This window comes from Aquamicrobium sp. LC103, from assembly GCF_001014615.2.
Lineage (GTDB): Bacteria > Pseudomonadota > Alphaproteobacteria > Rhizobiales > Rhizobiaceae > LBCQ02.
Window position 1 is genome coordinate 158,154 of sequence record NZ_LBCQ02000008.1, and the last position, 18,403, is coordinate 176,556.

Annotated in this window: 17 protein-coding genes; 8 read left to right on the forward strand and 9 right to left on the reverse strand. The window is 64.1% G+C overall.

The genetic code is table 11. The features are described 5' to 3' along the window. Window positions 1-4: 4 nt before the first annotated feature. The 7 genes from XW59_RS16755 to XW59_RS16785 all read right to left on the reverse strand — a co-directional run bounded on the left by XW59_RS16755 (window position 5) and on the right by XW59_RS16785 (window position 8,807). Window positions 5-2,221, reverse strand: coding sequence for an ABC transporter permease (locus tag XW59_RS16755; RefSeq protein ID WP_047146532.1), 2,217 nt, complete (start codon window positions 2,219-2,221; stop codon window positions 5-7). Beyond that, window positions 2,214-2,978: an ABC transporter ATP-binding protein gene (locus tag XW59_RS16760; protein ID WP_047146658.1), complete on the reverse strand. Its 765-nt coding sequence runs from the start codon at window positions 2,976-2,978 to the stop codon at window positions 2,214-2,216. Before XW59_RS16760 ends, XW59_RS16755 begins: the two co-directional genes overlap by 8 nt. 32 nt (window positions 2,979-3,010) lie before the next feature. Then, window positions 3,011-4,012 carry a branched-chain amino acid ABC transporter permease gene (locus tag XW59_RS16765; RefSeq protein ID WP_246666121.1) on the reverse strand — a complete coding sequence of 334 codons (1,002 nt, stop codon included), beginning with the start codon at window positions 4,010-4,012 and terminating at the stop codon, window positions 3,011-3,013. Between the two features lie 90 nt (window positions 4,013-4,102). Beyond that, window positions 4,103-5,110 (reverse strand): branched-chain amino acid ABC transporter permease, encoded by a 1,008-nt coding sequence (locus XW59_RS16770; RefSeq protein ID WP_047146531.1) that lies wholly within the window; start codon window positions 5,108-5,110, stop codon window positions 4,103-4,105. Between the two features lie 235 nt (window positions 5,111-5,345). Continuing rightward, window positions 5,346-6,182 carry an AraC family transcriptional regulator gene (locus XW59_RS16775; RefSeq protein ID WP_047146530.1) on the reverse strand — a complete coding sequence of 279 codons (837 nt, stop codon included), beginning with the start codon at window positions 6,180-6,182 and terminating at the stop codon, window positions 5,346-5,348. Window positions 6,183-6,295: 113 nt separating this feature from the next. Next, complete coding sequence (locus XW59_RS16780) at window positions 6,296-7,429, reverse strand: iron-containing alcohol dehydrogenase (protein WP_047146529.1); 1,134 nt, start codon at window positions 7,427-7,429, stop codon at window positions 6,296-6,298. A 118-nt stretch (window positions 7,430-7,547) separates the two neighbouring features. Continuing rightward, a complete protein-coding gene (locus XW59_RS16785; protein WP_047146528.1) occupies window positions 7,548-8,807 on the reverse strand; it encodes an ABC transporter substrate-binding protein in 1,260 nt (419 codons plus the stop codon). Window positions 8,808-9,152: 345 nt separating this feature from the next. On the opposite strand from XW59_RS16785, the gene XW59_RS16790 reads away from it, so the two are divergent. From XW59_RS16790 to XW59_RS16815, 7 genes are all read left to right on the forward strand, one after another. Further along, the gene (locus XW59_RS16790; protein ID WP_047146527.1) at window positions 9,153-10,172 is read left to right on the forward strand and encodes an ABC transporter substrate-binding protein; all 1,020 of its coding nucleotides are present in this window, start codon (window positions 9,153-9,155) and stop codon (window positions 10,170-10,172) included. A 182-nt stretch (window positions 10,173-10,354) separates the two neighbouring features. Further along, entirely contained in the window at window positions 10,355-11,179 is an 825-nt protein-coding gene (locus XW59_RS16795) for an ABC transporter permease (protein ID WP_047146526.1), read from the forward strand. A 1-nt stretch (window position 11,180) separates the two neighbouring features. Beyond that, window positions 11,181-11,969 carry an ABC transporter permease gene (locus tag XW59_RS16800; protein ID WP_047146525.1) on the forward strand — a complete coding sequence of 263 codons (789 nt, stop codon included), beginning with the start codon at window positions 11,181-11,183 and terminating at the stop codon, window positions 11,967-11,969. A gap of 11 nt (window positions 11,970-11,980) precedes the next feature. After that, the gene (locus XW59_RS16805; RefSeq protein ID WP_047146524.1) at window positions 11,981-13,042 is read left to right on the forward strand and encodes an ABC transporter ATP-binding protein; all 1,062 of its coding nucleotides are present in this window, start codon (window positions 11,981-11,983) and stop codon (window positions 13,040-13,042) included. A 19-nt stretch (window positions 13,043-13,061) separates the two neighbouring features. Further along, window positions 13,062-14,228 carry an amidohydrolase family protein gene (locus XW59_RS16810; protein ID WP_281406232.1) on the forward strand — a complete coding sequence of 389 codons (1,167 nt, stop codon included), beginning with the start codon at window positions 13,062-13,064 and terminating at the stop codon, window positions 14,226-14,228. Then, window positions 14,110-14,376 (forward strand): amidohydrolase family protein, encoded by a 267-nt coding sequence (locus tag XW59_RS29810; protein WP_281406235.1) that lies wholly within the window; start codon window positions 14,110-14,112, stop codon window positions 14,374-14,376. The genes XW59_RS16810 and XW59_RS29810 overlap by 119 nt, the downstream gene beginning before the upstream one ends. A 50-nt stretch (window positions 14,377-14,426) precedes the next feature. Then, a complete protein-coding gene (locus tag XW59_RS16815; RefSeq protein WP_047146523.1) occupies window positions 14,427-15,353 on the forward strand; it encodes a nucleoside hydrolase in 927 nt (308 codons plus the stop codon). A gap of 67 nt (window positions 15,354-15,420) precedes the next feature. Here XW59_RS16815 and XW59_RS16820 read toward each other — a convergent pair whose 3' ends face one another. Both XW59_RS16820 and XW59_RS16825 read right to left on the reverse strand, forming a co-directional pair. Beyond that, on the reverse strand, window positions 15,421-16,071 hold the full coding sequence (locus XW59_RS16820) for an RraA family protein (RefSeq protein WP_047146522.1): 651 nt from the start codon (window positions 16,069-16,071) through the stop codon (window positions 15,421-15,423). 60 nt (window positions 16,072-16,131) lie between these two features. Then, entirely contained in the window at window positions 16,132-17,337 is a 1,206-nt protein-coding gene (locus XW59_RS16825; RefSeq protein WP_047146656.1) for a pyridoxal phosphate-dependent aminotransferase, read from the reverse strand. A gap of 145 nt (window positions 17,338-17,482) precedes the next feature. Between XW59_RS16825 and XW59_RS16830 the strand changes: the two genes are divergently transcribed. Then, window positions 17,483-18,391 carry a LysR family transcriptional regulator gene (locus XW59_RS16830; protein ID WP_047146655.1) on the forward strand — a complete coding sequence of 303 codons (909 nt, stop codon included), beginning with the start codon at window positions 17,483-17,485 and terminating at the stop codon, window positions 18,389-18,391. The last annotated feature ends 12 nt before the right edge of the window (window positions 18,392-18,403 follow it).

Consider the following 18,403-nt stretch of genomic DNA (forward strand, 5'->3'; position numbering starts at 1 on the left):
GGCTCTATCTCCCCGATGCTCGGCGCCGCGGCCTGCCGCCGCCGTTGAGCGCGATGAACGACTTGACGATCTCCGCTGAAAATTCGGGATCGTTGATGTTGTGAGGCAGGCGGATGAGCTGGCGCGCCGAGGTCTGCCGCACGGTGGATTCGAGCGCGCGAAAGAGCGCATCGTCGGCTGCCGGATCGTGGAAGGGCTTGCCCGGTGCGTCGAGCGCGGAGACACCGCCTTCCGGCAGGAAGAAGCGTACCGGACCTTCCATAAGATTCAGCCGGTCGCCGATCCATTTTCCCATAGCCGCGTTTTCCTCCGCAGTGGTGCGCATCAGCGTGATCTGCGGGTTGTGTCGGTAGAGATTGCGCGCGTGGAACGCCTGCGGCACGGTTTCGTAGGCGCCGAAATTGACCATGTCGAGCGCGCCGCAGGAGCCGATATAGGGCATGCGGGCACGGATCATCGCCCCGAAACGGTCCTCGGTGGCCGGGAAAATGCCACCGACGAGCATGTCGCAAATCTCAGTCGTGGTGATGTCGATGACGCCTTGCACCAGCCGAGAGTCGACCAGCTTCTCCATCGAACGGCCGCCGATGCCGGTGGCGTGGAAGACGAGGCAGTCGTAATCCGCTTCCAGCGCGCCGGTGATCTGGCGCACGCATTGGGTGGTCACGCCGAACATGGTGAGGGCAACGGTCGGCCTCTCCTGGGCGCCGATGCCCTGCCGGCCGGCGTCGCGCCTTGCCCGCACCATGCCAACCATCGCGTTGGCCGCATTGGCGAGCACCTCGCGGGTTATGGAATTGAGTCCCTGAACGTCGGCGACCGAGTGCATCATGGTGATGTCGGAAGGGCCGACATAGGCTCCGACGTCACCGGACGCGATGGTGGAGACGATCAGCTTGGGCACGCCGACGGGCAGCGCGCGCATGGCGGGCGCCGCTATCGCCGTGCCGCCCGAGCCGCCGGCGGCGATGATGCCGGCAATGCCGCTCTGGCGGCTCGTCCATCGCTCGAAGGCGAGCGTCATGCCGGCGACGGCCTCGCCGCGGTCGCCGACGAAGACGCCGCTCGCTCCGCGCGGGTGATAGGCGGCGATCTGATGAGCCGGAATTTCCGCGCCCGAATGGCTGCCCGATGTCGACAGGTCGGCGATGCGCACGGCAAGGCCGGCATTGCGGATGATGTCGCGGACGAAGCGCAGCTCCTCGCCCTTGGTGTCGAGTGTTCCGGCGACAAGCACCACCTGCTCCCCGGATGAGGAAAGTGGGCGCAATTCCGGATTGGCTATGCTGATCGGCGTCGCCGCGCCCGCGCTACCGCTCGTCATCGTGCGCGCGGACTGGAGGATCTGTCGCATCGGGGTGGGCTTGGACCAGCGTGTGGGCGGCGTCGGGTTGGACATGTAGATCTTGCCCACGGCATTCTGCGCGGGCGCGGCCGCTCGTTCTCCACGTTGCTCCGCGGAGACGTCCTGCCTCCTGCCGTCGTCCTCCGAATGGCGTCCGACCCCGAGAAGGCGCTGCTGCAGGTCGCGGTCGGCGGCGAGCTGGCCGGATTCGATCACCCGGTTGACGCGGCCGTTGACCATGATGCTGACCTGGGTGGCGACGGTCGTTGCCACGCCGATATTCTGCTCGATGACGAGGACGTCGATGCCTTCCTCCTCGCCGATCCTCAAGAGGAGCTCCTCCACCTGGGCGACGATGACGGGCGCGAGGCCCTCGGTCGGCTCGTCCATGACGAGCAGCTTCGGGTTGACGAGGAGCGCGCGGGCGATGGCGAGCATCTGCTGCTCGCCGCCGGAAAGTTGGCCGCCGCCATTGTTCCTGCGTTCGGCAAGCCGCGGAAATGTCGTGTAGATGCGGTCGGCCGTCCACGCGCCCTTATGGCCGGCGCCGACCATGCGCAGATGCTCGTCCACGGTGAGCGAGCGCCACAGCCTGCGTCCCTGCGGAACATAACCGATGCCCAGTTGCGATATCTGGGCGGGCGAGCGACCCACCAATTGCTCGCCGTTGAAGGTGATCGAACCGCTGGAGACGGGCACGAGGCCCATGATCGCCTTGCACAGCGTCGTCTTGCCCATGCCGTTGCGGCCGACGACCGAAATAACGCCGCCGTCGAGCGTCAGGTCGACGCCCTGCAGGGCATGCGAGGCGCCGTAATAGACGTTGAGGCCGCGAACCTCGAGGGCGGGGGAGCCGATGCGCCTGCGCTCAGCCATGGCCGCCTCCGAGGTAGAGCTGCTGCACCTCCGGATCGTTCTCGATCTCGCTCGGCAGACCTTCCTTGAAGATGCGACCGTTGTGCATCATCGAAACGCTGTCGGCGACGCGCAGCGCCACGTCCATGTCGTGCTCTATGATGATGTAGCCGATATGGCGGGGCAGGCTGGTGAGGATCTGCACAAGTTCCGAGCGCTCCGTCGGCGACAGCCCGGCAGCAGGTTCGTCGAAGAGGATGAAGCGCGGCGCGCCCGCGAGCGCCAGGGCGATTTCGAGCTGCCGCTGCTGGCCGTAGGAGAGCTCGGCCACCTTCGTCTCGGCGACCTCGCCGAGATGCACCGCCTCGATCAGCTCGAAGGCCGATTGCATCAGCGCGTCGTTGCGGCGCGGCCGGATCAGCGAATAGCGGCCGCGCGAGACGCCGCGGCAGGCAAGATAAACATTGTCCAGGACGGAGAGCCCGTTGAAGAGCAGCGAAATCTGATAGGTCCGCCGCAGGCCGCGCCTGATGCGCTCGTATGGCGGAAACTTCGTCACGTCCTCGCCGAACAGACGGATGGTGCCCGAGGTTGGCAGGAAATCTCCGGTCACGCAGTTGAACAGCGTGGTCTTGCCGGCGCCGTTGGAGCCGAGCACGGCGCGCCTCTCGCCGGATTTCACGCTCAAGGTGACGTCCGTAAGGGCAGCGAGGGCGCCGAACATGCGGGTGACGCCGCGCAATTCCAACGCGTTGCCCGTGCCGGCTGCGCCCAGCATGTCGCCTATGTTGCGGCGGGCTTCGAGCAGGCTCACGGTGCGCCTCCTTGCCCGGTCAGCGGGTCGGCGGCCTTGCGGCGATGCGTGCGCCAGCGATCCCAGAGTCCGAGCACACCGTCGGGCGACCAATAGACCACCGCCAGGAAGCCGAGGCCGATCATGAGCTTGAAGCGGTCGCCGGGCAATCCGAGCGTCAGCAGCACATCCGGCGAGAAGGTGCGCAGCAGCACGTAGATCAGCGCGCCGATGAACGGCCCGATCGGCCTGGCGAGGCCGCCGACGATGGCTATGACGAGAATGTCGATCACCGCCGGCAGACCCGCCGTGCCGGGCGATATCTGCGCGTTCTGCCAGACGAGAAGGATGCCTGCGACGGCTGCGATGACGCTGGCGAAGGTGTAGGCGACGACGCGGTGCATCACCACGTTGAAGCCGAGCGCGGCCATGCGGCGGGGATTGTCGCGAACTCCTTGCAGCGCCAGCCCGAAGGGCGAGCGCGAGACATAGACCACCACGAGATAGGAGATCGCGGCGCAGAAGAGCGCGAGATAGTAGAACGGGATCGGTCGTCGCCAGTTTATCCCGAACAGTTCCGGCGGGACAACGTTGGCAAAGCCGCTGTAGCCGTTGAAGATCGTGTAGTTCTGGCGCGTGAAGTAGAAGAAGGCGGCGGCGATCGCCAGCGTGATCATGATCGTGTAGATGCCTTCGGTGCGCACGGCCAGCGCGCCGATCATGGTGGCGAAGATCGCGGCGACGATGATGGCGACGGGAACATAGAGCCACCAGGGCCAGTGCAGGCTGATGGCCTGCACGCCGCTCGTTCCCAGAATGGCGACCATGTAGCCGGCGAGTGCGGCGATCGACATCTGCGCCAGGCTGACCATGCCGCCATAGCCACCGAGGAACATGAGGCTGAGCGCGATCATGCCGAGGATGAACGACCAGCCGAGAATCTGGAAGAGCACGAAATCGTTGGCGAGGACGGGCATGAAAAGGAGGACGATGCCCACGACCCAGTAGCTCAGCGGCATTCCGACCAGCCAGGCCGGCACGTCGGAGGCGGGCCGTGCCTTGCCGGCCAATCCGTCTCGAGCGCTTGGATGATCGACGGCCGCCATCGCTCAGCGCCCCAGCAGACCCTGCGGCCTGAAAGCCAGCACCAGCGCCATGATCAGGAAGGTGAGCACGACCGAATAGGTCGGTGCGTAGACGGAGCCGAGCTGCTCGGCCAACCCGATGAGCACCGCGCCCAGCGCGGCTCCCAGGATCGAGCCCATGCCGCCGACGATCACCACCACGAGCGAGGCGAGCAGGAAGCGCATGTCCTCGCCGGCCACAATCGACTGGAACGTGCCGCCGACGATGCCGGCCATGCCGGCGAGCCCCGCGCCGAACGCGAACACCATGACGAAGACATATTGAACGCGCACGCCGGAGGCGGCCAGCATGTCGCGGTCATCGACGCCGGCGCGGATCAGCATGCCGATCCGTGTCCGGTTCAGCGCCAGCCACATCAGCACGCCGAGCGCGATGGAAGCGACGAGAATGGCGATACGCACGGCCGGGAAGGTGAGATAGACGAGTTCGCCTTCTCCCCGCATGCCGGTGACCAACGGCAGCCTGACCGGGCCGCTCAGCCACTCGGGCGTGAGGATCTGATAGGATTGGCCGCCCCATATCCACAGCATGACGTCGGCGAGCACGATCGAAATGCCGATCGTCACCAGCGTCTGGCGCAGGTCTTCGCCTTCCATGCGGCGGAAGACGAAGAATTGCAGGAGGATTCCCAGCAATCCCACCGCGACGAAGACGACGACGAACGCGCCGAGCCAGAGGCCCGTCGCCTCGGCAACCTCGTAGCCGAGATAACCGCCGAGCAGATAGAGCGAGCCGTGCGCCAGGTTGACGTTCTTCATCAGGCCGAAGATCAGCGTGAAGCCGCTCGCGACCAGGAAATAAAGCGCTCCGAGCGTGATGCCGTTGAAGACGGCGTTGAGGAAGATGCGCTTGCGTCCGAACACGGCCTCCATGCCGTCGGGCCACGGCGCAATGAGGGCCCACAGGACAAGTGCGGCCGCCAGCACCACAAGCAGCGTCCAGACCGGATGGCGATGAACGAAACCGTTCACACTGCCCTCCGAAAACCGTATCCCGTTTTTCGGTCCGATGCTCCAGGGCCTGTTACATTGTCGATCATGCCGGCTCACTCCTCCCGTCGAAGCCGCATCGCGACGGGGTGGAACGTGCGACGATCCCGCCCATCATTTGCAAGCTAATCGCATTGCCGACGATTGCGCATACCCGACAGTCTCATGCCGTCGCCGATCATCGCCAAAAAACGCGTGCCGCGGCCACCGACCGCGATCAGGCGGTGCCGGTGAAATGCACGACGCGGCGATAATCGCTCGGCGCTATCCCGACATTCGCGATGAAGAAGCGGGTGAAGCTGGCCTGCGATGAGAAGCCCAGGTCCAGACCGATGTCGGTCACCGGATCGTGCGTCGTCGTCAGCCGGTCGATCGCGGTCTCCATCCGCAGCGTGTTGAGGTAGATGTTCGGCGTTATGCCGATCTGCTGACGAAAGAGCTTGTAGAAATGCGGCCGCGACAGGCCGGAATCGCGCGCGATGTTGTCGAGCACGATGCGTTCGCTCACACGGTTCTGCATCAGCTTCACCGAGTTGCGCACGCGGAAATCCCGCACCGGCGGCGCGCAGCGCGTAAAGGTCGCGCCGTCGGCCACCCATTGCCACGACTGATCGAAACAGGCCTGGGTCAGTTCGCAGAGATACCCGGCGATGAAGGAATCGTCGGCATCCTCCAGCATGCCGGAGGCGAGCAGATAGACCAGCCGCGCGATCGGCTCCGTCACCTCGATCTGGTTGCGTCCGAAACGCAGCGAAGCGTTCGGCTGCCGGCTCGCCTCGAGAAACCAGAACGGCTTTATGTAGAGGGTGAGAAAAAGCGACGGCTGACCAGGATCAAGCGACATGTAGTTGTGCAGTTGCCAGGGGCTTATGGCAACGGCCTGCCTTCCGAACATCGGATAGATGTCGTCGTCGATCCTGATCGAAGCCTCCGGGCCCTGCACGTGAAAGATCAGGTGACCTTCCCTGTGCGCATGGAGCGCCATCGAGCGATCGAGATTGTACAAGGTCACGCGCCCAAAGGGGCCGTGATGCACCGCGAGCGCAGTACTCATTCTCCTCCCCTTCCGCAATTCTTGAAGATGCGGTTTATTTTTTCAGTCTAACCCAGCCATTGGTCCTGTCCAGTCTTGTTGTAAGCTTTTCATTTCTCTTCTCTTTCTTCCCATCACAAGGCTGCCTGAAGCATAGAGAGGTAGTCGGAGGCCGCCGCGTGCCGCGGATTGGTACGGTTGGAATAGTCGGCTTCCGCGCTGACCGCCGCGCGTTCCAGGTCGCCTGCCTCGATCCCCATGTCTCCAAGGCAGGCGGGCAGGGCGATGCGTTCGCGAAGCCGGATGATGGCTTCGCAGAGATCGGCGCGGGGCGGCAGGCCGAATTCCTGTTTGATCTCGTCGTAGCGCGCGGCGACGGCGGGCGCGTTGAACTCGAGCACCAGTGGCAGGAGGACGGCATTTACGGCGCCGTGCTCGAGGCTCTTGCCGGCCAGCCCGCCCAGGGCATGGCTCATCGCATGCACGCCGCCGAGGCCTTTCTGGTGCGCGAGGGCGCCGTTCAGCGCTGCGGCCATCATCTCGCGTCGCGCCGCGAGATCGGAGCCGTCCGCCACGGCGCGCTCGATGTGGGCGATCACGCGTCGCAGCCCGTCGCGAGCGATGCCGTCGGCCGGAGGATTGTAGGCCGTGGCGATGTAGGTCTCGATGCAATGCGTCAGGGCGTCCATGCCCGCTCCGGCGGTCTGTCGCGCCGGCAGGTCAAGCGTCAGGGTCGGATCGCAGATGACCACGCGGGGCATGATCAGCGGATTGACGAGCGACATGACACGTCCGTCGCGCATCGACAGGATGGCGACGCTGACCGTTTCGAAGCAGGAGCCGGCGATCGTCGGAACGGCGATGACGGGCGGCACCGTCTGGCGAGTGCTTGCGCTTCTTCCGCCCAACCCGGCATATTTATGCGGCGGGCCGGAATGGCCGATGCAGAGCGTGACGGCCTTGGCGAGATTGATGGCTGACGCTCCGCCGAAGCCGATCACCCCGTCCGCCTCCCAGTCGGCGAAAAGCGTCGCTGCCTCGAGGCATGCTTCCTCGGTGGCCCGGCCGGCGGGGATTTCGTACAGCAGCGCCGATACCGAACGTGGGATCGTCTCCAGCAACCGGTCGACGATGCCGCGACGGCCTGCGCCGTTGTCCGAAATTATCAACGGGCGGCGCAGCCCCAGAAGCTCCAGCTCCACCTCGATCGCATCCTCGAGGAGGTTTTCGGCGAAGTGGATTTTTGTCACATAGCTGATCAGCGACATCACAACATCCTCTCGCTGGGCGGCCGTTCCACGGAACCGCCGCCCACCACTGATCGGGGCATTGTGCGACGGCTCGGCCGGGGCCCTGCGTCGTCCGACCGTGCCTCCGTGATGGCGCCTAGCCGGGCTGAAGCGCCGCACAGTCCGGCGTGTCGCGTGAGGGCAGCCCGATCTTGTCGAATTCCTCCTTCGACATGCCGAGTGTCTGGTTGACGTCGTCGACCTTGGCCTTGAAGGTATTGTGGAGGCCGCCGTCTGCTTCCTCGACCACTTCGGTGATGAAGATGGAGCCGATCGCCTGGCGGTTGTCGTCGAGCTTGATATGGCCGTTCGGCGTATCGAATTCGAGCCCGGCGAGCGCTGCATGAAAGTTCTTCTGGCCTTCGTCGAACTCGCCGCCGATCTTGTCCAGTGCCATCATCGCCGCGAGCGTCGCGCCGTAATAATTGGTCGCGAACAGGGACGGGGAGGGGAAGCGCTCGTTTTCAGGGAACGTCTCCTGGTAGTCCTTCACGTAGGCCTGCCAGCCGGCGTCCTCCCAATCGTCGGCCTGCGGGCCGGAGCTCGGCGTGCCGACCAGCATTTCCTTGGCGCGGCCGCGGGCCGTCAGCACGGTCTGGTCGACCATGATCGTCCCGCCGATGATGTTGGTGTCGCCGCCTGCCTGTTCATACTGATTGAGAAAGTTGATCGCGTCGGTGCCGCCCACGCCGAGATAGATGGCGTCGACGTCGTCGGGAAGAGCCGCGATGATCGAGGCGAAATCGCCGCTGCCGAGCGGCAGCCAGAACTTCTCGACGATCTCGCCGCCCGCCTTGCAGAAATCGACGGCGAAGCCCATGAAATTGGTGTAGCCGAAGGAATAGTCGGCCGCGATCGTCGCCACGCGCTTCCAGCCCTTTTCGTTGACGACGTAGCTGCCGAGGCCATAGCCCCACTGCGCGCCGTCGGGATGGAAGCGGAAGAAGTTCGGCGCGGGATCGACATAGGTCGTCTCCAGCGCGCCTGACGCCGAATTGATGATCGTCTTTTCGGGAATGGTCTTGGCGTAGTCGCGCAATGCGATGCCTTCCGAGCCCGACAGCGGTCCGATGATGAAATCGACCTTGTCCTGCTCGATCAGCTTGCGCGCGATGCGGCTGGCCGTGTCGGGCGTGGCGTCGGTGGGCCCGAGCACCCATTCGATCTTCTTGCCGTTGATCTCGCCATTGTACTTGTTGAGCGCCAGCTTGAAGCCGCGAATGCCGTCATTGCCGGGTTCGGTGAAAACGCCTTCCTGAGGTGCCATCAGGCCGATCTTGATCGTATCCGCGGCCATGGCTGCCGCGGGCGCCAAAATGGCGAGCGCCGCGACTGTGCAGATCAGTTTCAATTTCATGATGTCAATCCTCCCATGACAACTGCCGGCGGTGCGTCGGCAGGAAACCAGACAACCCGCGGCCGGCAGATCACGTTAGGGAAGGGAGGGGCCAAGGCTTATCTCCGATCGTTCCGGTTTATATCCTACCGTCTGATTTTTGCCCGGCCTGCCGGTGCCGGTGGCTCGGAAACGTCTGAAAACACGACGACGAGGCGCTCGCCTCGCCGTTTTTTCCTGTGGTCTGCCCATATTGTGTGAGATTTGCCGATTCTTTGAACTTGCGGCTTTGGTGCCGCGAAAATAAGTTCCGGCTAACTCGCGCGCCTGCGCGGCAGCCAAACGCCAATGAAGAGGCACATCCGAATGAAACCCATCCGCACCCTGATCCTGGCAGCCGTCTGCGGCCTCGTAGCCACGGCATCGGCCGGCGCCGAGACGCTCACCGTTTCCTGGTGGGGCTTCAACGGCGACAAGCTCAACGAATATGTCGTCCAGCCCTTTCAGGAAAAATGCGGCTGCGAGCTCGTATTCGAGACCGGCAACAATGCCGATCGCCTCAATCGCGTGCGCATGCGCGGCGGCGTCGACGTCATCTATCTGACCGACGCCTTCTCGCAGATCGGCGTCGCCGAGGATTTGTTCCAGCCGGTCGACCGCGCCAAGGTGCCGAACATCGAGGGTCTCTACGATATCGCCAAGGCGCCGCAGGGTGATTTCGGACCGGCCTACACGATCGGCCGCATCGGCATCGTCTATGATGCCGAGAAGGTCGACCCGGCAATTACTTCGTGGAGCGATCTGTGGCGCGAGGATCTGGCGAGTTCGATCTCATTGCCGGGCATAACCACCACCGCCGGGCCGATGGTCGTCATGATCGCCGGCGACAAGGCCGAAACCGATGCCTTCGAAAACGCCGATCCGGCCTTCTCGGCGCTCGAGGATTTGCGCCCGAACGTAGTGAAGAACTACAATACCGGCTCGGAGATGATCAATCTCTTCTCCACCGGCGAAATCACCACGTCGATCACCCAAGATTTCACGCTCGCGCAGTTGCGGGCCGCTGTGCCGAGCATCGCCTGGGCCGATCTCGATGAGGGCGACATCGCCGTCCTCAACACGGTCAACATCCCGAAGAACGCGCAGAATGTCGAATTGGCGCACGAGTTCATCAACTTCATCCTCGATCCCGAGGTGCAGAAGAAGCTGGCCGAGAACGGCGTCGACGCCCCGGTGGTCGAAAATCTGGAACTCGCTCCGGAAGCCGCCGCGCAATGGACCTACGGCACCGAGATGATCTCGAAGCTGAAGCGCATCGATTACGAGAAAATGAACGCGGCCAAGGACGAATGGCTGGAACGCTGGAGCGAAGTGTTCGGCATGTAAAGGTGTTGCGCCAGGCGTGAAGCCGGCGCCAACAATGCCTTCGGGAAAGCGGCGGCGTCGACAACTCCGCCGCTTTCGGCCACTGGAGGCAGTCCGCGGTTGATGCCGCGCGATGCGCCGAAAAAAACGTGCCCGGTACCGCCGGACCCGATCCTACACAGGGTATGCAAGTGCGAAATGCTTTGAAACGCTTTGCCGGATGGGGGCTCTCGACCCCCGCGACGCTGGCCGTCGTTCTGTTTCTCATCGTCCCGGTTGCCATAACGATCGCCTCGACATTCGCCGAAGACGGCGGTGTGCTTGCACCTTATGTGGCGTTCTTCTCCAGCGGCTTCCGGCGTGCCGTCCTGTGGCGCACGCTCGAAATCTCGCTTGCCACGACTGCAATCTCGGTCGTCGTCGGCTTCCTGACCGCCTATGTCGTGTCGCGCTCGCCCGGCAGGATCAAGAGCCTGCTCATCATCGCCGCGGTCTTCCCGCTGCTCACCGGTGTCGTCGTTCGCTCCTTCGCCTGGCTGATCATTCTCGGTCGCAACGGCATACTCAACAATTTCCTGGTCTGGATCGGAGTGACCGACCAGCCTTTCGCCATGCTCTACACGCAATGGTCGGTGGTGGTTGCGATGGTCTACCTGTTCGTGCCGCTGATGGTATTGACCCTCGTCGGCGTGCTGGAGAACATTCCCGACGACGTGGTCCAGGCCTCCGCTTCGCTCGGCGCCTCGCCTTTCGCGACCTTCCGCCAAGTGATCTTCCCGCTCGCCGTGCCCGGCCTGATCGTCGGCGCGGTACTCGTCTTCACCGGCTCGTTCACCTCCTACGCCACGCCGCAGCTTCTCGGCGGCGAGCGGCAGATGGTGATGGGAACACTGATGTACCAACGCGCCATGGTGGCGTTCGACTGGGTCGGGGCTTCCACGATCGCGACGATCATGGTGGCCGTGACGGTCGCCGTCGTCCTCATCATGACGCGCACCGCGCGCCGCCTGAACCCGATGGCGACCTGACATGACAAACCGCCTCCACCCAGCCCTCATCGGGTTTACGATCCTCGTCTATCTCTTCCTGATGGGGCCGCTCGTCATCGTCTTCGGTGCGGCGCTGTCGGATACCACCTATCTGACCTTCCCGCCGCAGGGCCTGACGCTGCACTGGTTCCAGAACATCTTCGAGATCAGCGCCTTCCGACGCACCATCGTCACCAGCCTGCAGATCGCCTTCCTGGCAACCGCGATCGCGCTCGTCATCGGCATTCCCGCCGCCTATGCGCTCAACCGCTACCGCATCCAGTTGCCGGCGTGGCTGTCGACGCTCTTCGTGCTACCAATCCTGGTGCCGGAGATCGTGCTCGGCTTCTCGTTGCTGCGCTCGGTCGCCGTCGACGCATCGGTGCCGATCTTCCTCGCGCTGCTTATCGGCCATACGCTGCTTGTCCTGCCCTATTGCGTGCGCGTCATCTCGGCGAGCCTGGCGAGCTTCGACTTTTCCATCGAGGAGGCGGCGGTCAGTCTTGGCAGTCCACCGGCGAAGACATTCTTCACGATCGTCCTGCCGAATGTGCGCTCGGGTGTGATAGCCGCCTTCATCCTGGCGTTCATCACCTCGATCAACGACGTCTCGGTATCGCTCTTCCTGACCGGGCCGGGCATTTCGACCCTGCCGATCCAGATTCTCGCCCATGTCGAGCAATTCTTCGATCCCACCATCGCCTCCGTGTCGGTGCTCCTGATGCTGCTGACGGTCGCCGTCATGGCGATCGTGGAGCGCACGCTCGGCCTCACCTTCCTCGCCAAGTAGATTTTCTGCCCATGACCTATCCGCTGACTGTCGAACACCTGACCGCCCATTACGGAACCTCCAAGGTTCTGGACGATCTCTCGCTGAACGTCGCAGCCGGTGAGCTCGTCTCCCTCCTCGGCGCGTCGGGCTGCGGCAAGACCACGACGCTGCGCCTGATCGCCGGCTTCCTGGAACCGACCTCGGGCTCGATCACATTGGGCGGACGCGACCTCACCAAGCTGCCGGCCCATAAGCGCCATATCGGACTCGTCTTCCAGAATTATGCGCTTTTTCCGCATCTGAGCGTGCGCGACAATGTTGCCTTCGGCTTGAAGCAGCGCGGCGTAGCCGGCGAGGAGCGCAACCGGCGCGCCGGCGCCATGCTGGAGCGCGTCGGCCTCGCCGAGCTTGCGGACCGGTTGCCGGGCGCGCTTTCCGGTGGACAGAAGCAGCGCGTCGCGCTGGCGCGCGCGCTGGTCATCGAACCGCCGCTCCTGATGTTCGATGAGCCGCTGTCGAATCTCGATGCCAAGCTGCGCATCGACATGCGGGTCGAGATCCGTCAGCTCCAGCGTGCCAACGGCACGACCTCGGTCTATGTCACGCATGATCAGGAGGAAGCCTTCTCGATCTCCGACCGCGTGGCGATCATGAACCAGGGCCGCATCATGCAGCTCGACACGCCCGAAGCGCTCTATCAGCGTCCGGCCAATGCCTTCGTCGCGCGCTTCGTCGGCTTCGAGAACCTCATTGCGATGAAGGTCGCGAGGCGCGAGGGCGAGAACGTGACGGCCGAAGCGGCGGGAGGCGTGACGCTGACGCTGTCGCAGGCGCGCTTCGGCGAAATCCCGGACGAATTCGTGCTGGGGACGCGTGCCGACGGCCTCGTCGTCGATGCAGATCCGCAGGCCGATGGCATTCCGGCGACACTCGGCCTGCGCACCTATCTCGGCCGCGCCTATCAATATCAATGCGAGACGCCGGCCGGCCATCTGCTTGCCAATGGCGCGCTTTCCGCGCCGCTCGAGTCCGGTTCGACCGCGAGGCTGGTCCCGGTGCCGGATCAGTGCTGCATCCTGCGTCCGGAATGAAGACAAGCGGATGTAGATCATGACCGTTCTCGTCACCAACGCGACGCTCCTGCCCTGCACGCCGGACATGGAGGTGATCGAAGGCGGCTATGTCCGCATCGAGGGCGAGACGATCGCCGAGATTGGCGCCGGCGAGCCGCCGCGGATCGAGGGAGCCGAAATCCTCGATGCCGGCGGCGATATCGTCATGCCCGGCATGGTCAATCCGCATTGCCACATCGCCATGTCGCTGTTTCGCGGGCTTGGTGAGGACGTCGACGACCGCCTCTACCGCTACGTGCTTCCGATGGAGCGCAAATTCGTCACGCCGGAAATGGTGAGGGTCGGAACAGCGCTCGGCACGCTCGAACTGATCGAGGCGGGCGTGACCGCGGTGGCGGACATGTACTACTTCGAAACGGAGGTCGGCCGGGTGCTGGATCGGGCGGGGATCCGCGGCGTCGTTGGCCAGACGATCGCCGATTTCGACCCGCCCGACCACAAGACGATCGACGCCGGCTTCGCGCTCGTCGACGAGCTCGTTTCGGAATTTTCAGGCCATCCGCGCGTGACGCCGTCGATCGCGCCACATGCGCCTTATTCCACCGACATAGCGGTCATGGAGCGCGTTGCACGCTTCGCCGACGACCATCCGGAGGTGCCGGTGCAGATCCATCTCGCCGAGATGGATTCGGAAATGGAATGGTGCGCGAAGAACCACGGGTTGCGGCCGGTCGAAGTGGTCGAGAAGGCCGGGCTCCTGCGCAAGGGGCTGATCTGTGCGCACTGCCTGCACGTCAGTGGCAGCGACATCGAGAAGATGGCGCATGCGCAGGTCTGCGTCGCGCACAATGCGCGCTCCAACGCCAAGGCCGGACGCGGCATAGCGCCGGTGGGGGCGATGCGTGCGGCCGGAATTCCGGTCGGCATCGCCACCGACGGGCCGATGAGCGGCAACACGCTCGATCTGATCTCGCAATTCGCGCCGGTCAGCATGCTCCAGAAGCTTCTCGGACACAGTCGCAAGCCGATGCCCGGCCGCGAGGTGCCCGCTGGAGGGGGCGAGGGTGCTGGGCATGGACGACCGCATCGGCTCGCTCGAGCCCGGCAAGCAGGCGGACCTGATCCGTATCAGCCTTGCGGCGACACGCATGCAGCCTGTCTACGATCCCTATGCCACGCTGGTCTTCTCGGCGATGCCGGATGATGTCCGCGACGTGATGGTGGCCGGGCGCTGGGTCATGCGCGAGCGCGAGGTGCTGACGCTCGAACGCAAGAAGGTGATGCGCGACGCGCTGCAGATCGCCGGCGCTTTCAAGGCGGAGATGGCGCGTATAGACGCGGCGACGATCTAAGATCGGCCTAGTCGCGAAGCGAAGCAGCAACGATGAGTGGAATAGCCGCAATGACCGACGCCGCAATTCGCGCCGTAATCGACACCGATCCGGGCATAGACGACGCGGTCGCGATCCTTTACGCGCTCGCATCGCCTGCCTTCGACATCGTCGGACTCACCACCGTGGCGGGCAATATCGGCATCGAGACGACCACGAGGAATGCGGGGCGCATTCTCGCCCTGGCGGCAAGAAGCGACATCCCCGTGGTGGCCGGCGCATCTGCTCCCCTGTCGCGGACAGGTTTCGATTCCGCGGAAATTCACGGAGATGACGGGCTCGGGGGCGTCGGCTTTCCCGAGCCGCTCGTCCCCGCCAGGGGCGATGCGGTCACCTGGCTCGCGGAGCAGCTCGAGGCCGCGCCGATTGGCACGCTCGATATCCTCGCGCTCGGGCCGCTGACCAATATCGCGCTTCTCCTGCGCGATCGCCCGTCGGCGGCGCGGCGCATTCGCCGCCTGATCGTCATGGGCGGCGCGATCCACGAGCCCGGCAATGTCGGCCCGCGTTCCGAATTCAACATCGCCGCCGATCCGGAAGCCGCTGAGCTGGTGTTTTCAGCCGGCCTGCCGACGGTGCTCATACCGCTCGACGTGACGCGGAAAGTACGGGCTGACCGCGGTTATCTCGACGCTTTGCGGGCCCGCGATACGGCTGCGGCGGCTGCCTCGGCCAACCTGATCGAGGCCTATTTCCAGTCGGCGAGCGGTGGCGAAAGCCGGCCACTCCACGATCCCTGCGTGATGCTTTTCGCCGAGAATCCGGCGCTCTTTTCCACCGAGGATATTCGCATCGCGGTCGACACCGGAGTTGGTTCGGATGCCGGCGCGCTTCTCGCGGGAGAAAGTGGAGGACCGGCTGTCAGCGTGGCGCTCGGGGTCGATGCGCCGGCTGCGCTCGAACTGCTCGCGGCACGCCTCGGTGTGTCTGCTGGATAGCCGGTGAAATGGCCGACGGAGCGCGGCGCTCGCGCGCTTCCTGCGCGCCGTTCCGACGCATTGTGATCTAGCGTGGTCCCGCGGGCTTGCCGTACGCTCCGGCATAGGTTCCTTCCTCGATGCTCGCCAGGATGGCCGCTTCCTTGGCTTCCTGCTGGCGGACGGCTTCGAGCAAGGCGGGCGCGATCGCTTGCGGAAATGCGACCACGCCATCCTCGTCACCGACGACGACATCGCCGGGCTGGACGACGAGACCGCCGATGGAAACCGGCACGTTGATCTCCCCCGGCCCTTCCTTGTAGGGGCCGCGGTGGATCGCGGTTCGGGCGAAGCACGGAAAGCTGGATTGCAGCAATACGCCCGCATCCCGCACGGCGCCGTCGATGACGAAACCGGCAGCGCCGCGTTTGCGCGCGATCGCGGTCATGATCTCGCCGATCAGCGCCCGGCTGGTATCCCCTTCGCCATCCACAATGATCACATCTCCGGGTCTGACGAGTTCGAGCGCCTCGTGAATGACCATATTGTCGCCGGCGCGGGTGCGCACCGTCAGGGCGGTGCCTGCCATGACCCCGCCCTTGTAGAAGGGGCGCAAGCCGACGGCTCCCGGCTGGCGATGCAGATTGTCGCTGATATTGGCCGTCGCGGTCTTGCGAAAGGCTTCGACCAGTTCGGGGTCGGCCTGTGCGGCGCTGGCGTTGCGTCTGTTTCCGATCATGGTCGCTCTTCCAACTGTCTGTCTGGCTGATGGCCTGATTTGGCCGGGTCTGCGTTTCTCTCAAGCAAGCGCTTCGGTTGCCTTGCGGATCCGGCGGCAGCCTTCCTCGATCCTGTCCGTCGAAGTCGCGAAGGAGAGCCGCAAGTAAGGTGAAAGCCCGTAGGAAGAGCCATCCATGACGGCCACGTTGGCGGCTTCGAGCAGATAGGCGGCCACGTCGAGGTCGGTGTGCAGGACCTGGCCCTGCGGCGTCCTGCGGCCGATCAACTCCGCGACAGAGGGGAAGAGATAGAAGGCACCCGACGGCACGCTGACATCGAAGCCCGGAACGTCCTCGAGCAATTCGATCATGCGGTTGCGCCGCTGCTCATAAAGCGCGGTCATTTCGCGAACGGGAGCCTGATCGCCTTCCAGGGCGGCCGTGGCCCCCGCCTGGCTGATGGAGCTGGCGCAGGTGGTGTTCTGCCCGAGCAGCTTTCCGATCGCCGCGACGAGAGGCTTCGGTCCGGCCGCGTAGCCGACGCGCCAGCCGGTCATGGCGTAGGCCTTCGAAACCCCGTTGATCAGAAGGGAGCGCTCCGCGAAAGCTGGGTCGATCTGGAGGGGACTGGCATGGCTTGCGCCGTCATAGACGAGGTGCTCGTAGATGTCGTCCATGATGAGACAGACCTGCGGATGCAGGCGCAGCACGTCCAACAGGGCCGCCAGTTCCTTGGCGCTATAAACCGCGCCGGTGGGGTTGTTCGGCGAGTTGAGTATCAGCCAGCGCATGTTCGGTGTCAGCGCGGCGCTCAGGGCGTGGGGCTTCAGCTTGAAGTCCACGTCGGCGCCACATTCGACGATCACCGGCGTGCCGCCGTTGACCTTGACGATATCGGGATAGGAGACCCAGTAAGGCGCCGGCACGATCACCTCGTCACCCTCGTCCAGGGTGGCCGCGAAGGCCTCGAAAATCAGTTGCTTGGCACCGCAGCCGACGACGATGTTCTCAGGCTGCACGTCGATGCCGTTTTCGCGCTTGAGCTTGTTGCAGATGGCATCGCGCAAGGCCGGCGTGCCCTGGGTCGCGGTGTAGTGCGTGTCGCCTTCCCGCATCGCCTTTATAGCCGCGTCGATGATGAAATCCGGCGTGTCGAGATCCGGTTCGCCGATCGTGAAATCGATGATCTGCCGGCCCGCCGCCTGCAGCTCCGTCACCCTTTTCTTGGCCGCAATGCTTGCCGACGGTTTCAGATTGGAGACCCGATCCGAAAGTTTGAACGACATGAAAACTCTCCAGTTGAGGCGGGCGCCTTCTCCGAACGCGAGAACGGCAAGCACGTGTGAAACTAGAGTTGCATTTCCATTCAGAAAACCGATAAAAACTGATAGTTTACCAGCACTTTTAAGAATGCTTTGGATCCGGACCCCGATGCCCATCTCAATCACGCTGAAGCAGCTCGAAGCTCTCTATTGGATCACCAAGCTCGGAACGTTCGAACGTGCGGCGGCCAAGCTCAACACCACGCAATCCGCCGTTTCCAAGCGGATACAGGAGCTTGAACTCGCCACCGGCATCGCCGTTTTCGACCGTAGCCAGCGCGGCGCGCGGCTGACGGAACGCGGGGAGCACCTCCTGGCGATCGGCGAGGAGATGCTGGGGCTGCACGACCGCATCGCCGAACTCAAGGACAGCCGGCATACGCCGTTGCGGCGCCTGCGGATCGGCGTCACCGAGCTGACTGCGATGACATGGCTGCCTCGTCTCGTGACGGCGCTGCGCGAGACCTATCCCTCGGTTTCGCTCGAGCCCGAAGTCGACATGAGCCGCAATCTCTATGAGCGACTGGTGGAAGAAACGATCGATCTGATCGTCATTCCGGAGGCATTCACCGATCCCGAGATATCGGCCGTGCATCTGGCGGACGTCTCCAACGTCTGGATGGCCAAGCCGGGGCTGGTGAACATAGGCGAGCCGCTTTATCTGGCCGAGCTGGCGAATTACCCGATCCTCACCCAGGGCGGACGCTCCGGCTCCGGTCTCTACTTCAACAAATGGCTGAAGGCGGAAGGCGTCACGTTCCCGAAAGTGCTTTCAAGCGACAGCCTCACCGCCCTTCTGGGGCTGACGATCGCGGGACTCGGCGTGAGCTATGTTCCGGAGCAATGCTTCCAGCCCTTGGTCGATGAGGGGAAGCTGGTCGTCATTCCCACAAAGCCGTCGCTGCCGCCGGTGCCCTACGTCTCCATGTTCCGCAACGACCGCCCTTCCGCCGTGACGTCGGCCATCGCGGAACTGACGATGCGGGTCTGTGATTTTTCGAGGCAGTTTCAAAGTTAGCGGCGCCGATCG

Excerpts from the sequence above, each read along its gene's own strand:
- XW59_RS16820 (WP_047146522.1), bottom strand. The coding sequence starts at position 16,071 with ATGATCGGAAACAGACGCAACGCCAGCGCCGCACAGGCCGACCCCGAA.
- XW59_RS16800 (WP_047146525.1), top strand. The coding sequence starts at position 11,181 with ATGACAAACCGCCTCCACCCAGCCCTCATCGGGTTTACGATCCTCGTC.
- XW59_RS16760 (WP_047146658.1), bottom strand. The coding sequence starts at position 2,978 with ATGCTGGGCGCAGCCGGCACGGGCAACGCGTTGGAATTGCGCGGCGTC.
- XW59_RS16805 (WP_047146524.1), top strand. The coding sequence starts at position 11,981 with ATGACCTATCCGCTGACTGTCGAACACCTGACCGCCCATTACGGAACC.
- XW59_RS16765 (WP_246666121.1), bottom strand. The coding sequence starts at position 4,012 with ATGCCGCTGAGCTACTGGGTCGTGGGCATCGTCCTCCTTTTCATGCCC.
- XW59_RS16815 (WP_047146523.1), top strand. The coding sequence starts at position 14,427 with ATGACCGACGCCGCAATTCGCGCCGTAATCGACACCGATCCGGGCATA.
- XW59_RS16755 (WP_047146532.1), bottom strand. The coding sequence starts at position 2,221 with ATGGCTGAGCGCAGGCGCATCGGCTCCCCCGCCCTCGAGGTTCGCGGC.
- XW59_RS16825 (WP_047146656.1), bottom strand. The coding sequence starts at position 17,337 with ATGTCGTTCAAACTTTCGGATCGGGTCTCCAATCTGAAACCGTCGGCA.
- XW59_RS16830 (WP_047146655.1), top strand. The coding sequence starts at position 17,483 with ATGCCCATCTCAATCACGCTGAAGCAGCTCGAAGCTCTCTATTGGATC.
- XW59_RS16775 (WP_047146530.1), bottom strand. The coding sequence starts at position 6,182 with ATGAGTACTGCGCTCGCGGTGCATCACGGCCCCTTTGGGCGCGTGACC.
- XW59_RS16790 (WP_047146527.1), top strand. The coding sequence starts at position 9,153 with ATGAAACCCATCCGCACCCTGATCCTGGCAGCCGTCTGCGGCCTCGTA.
- XW59_RS16780 (WP_047146529.1), bottom strand. The coding sequence starts at position 7,429 with ATGTCGCTGATCAGCTATGTGACAAAAATCCACTTCGCCGAAAACCTC.
- XW59_RS16785 (WP_047146528.1), bottom strand. The coding sequence starts at position 8,807 with ATGAAATTGAAACTGATCTGCACAGTCGCGGCGCTCGCCATTTTGGCG.
- XW59_RS16810 (WP_281406232.1), top strand. The coding sequence starts at position 13,062 with ATGACCGTTCTCGTCACCAACGCGACGCTCCTGCCCTGCACGCCGGAC.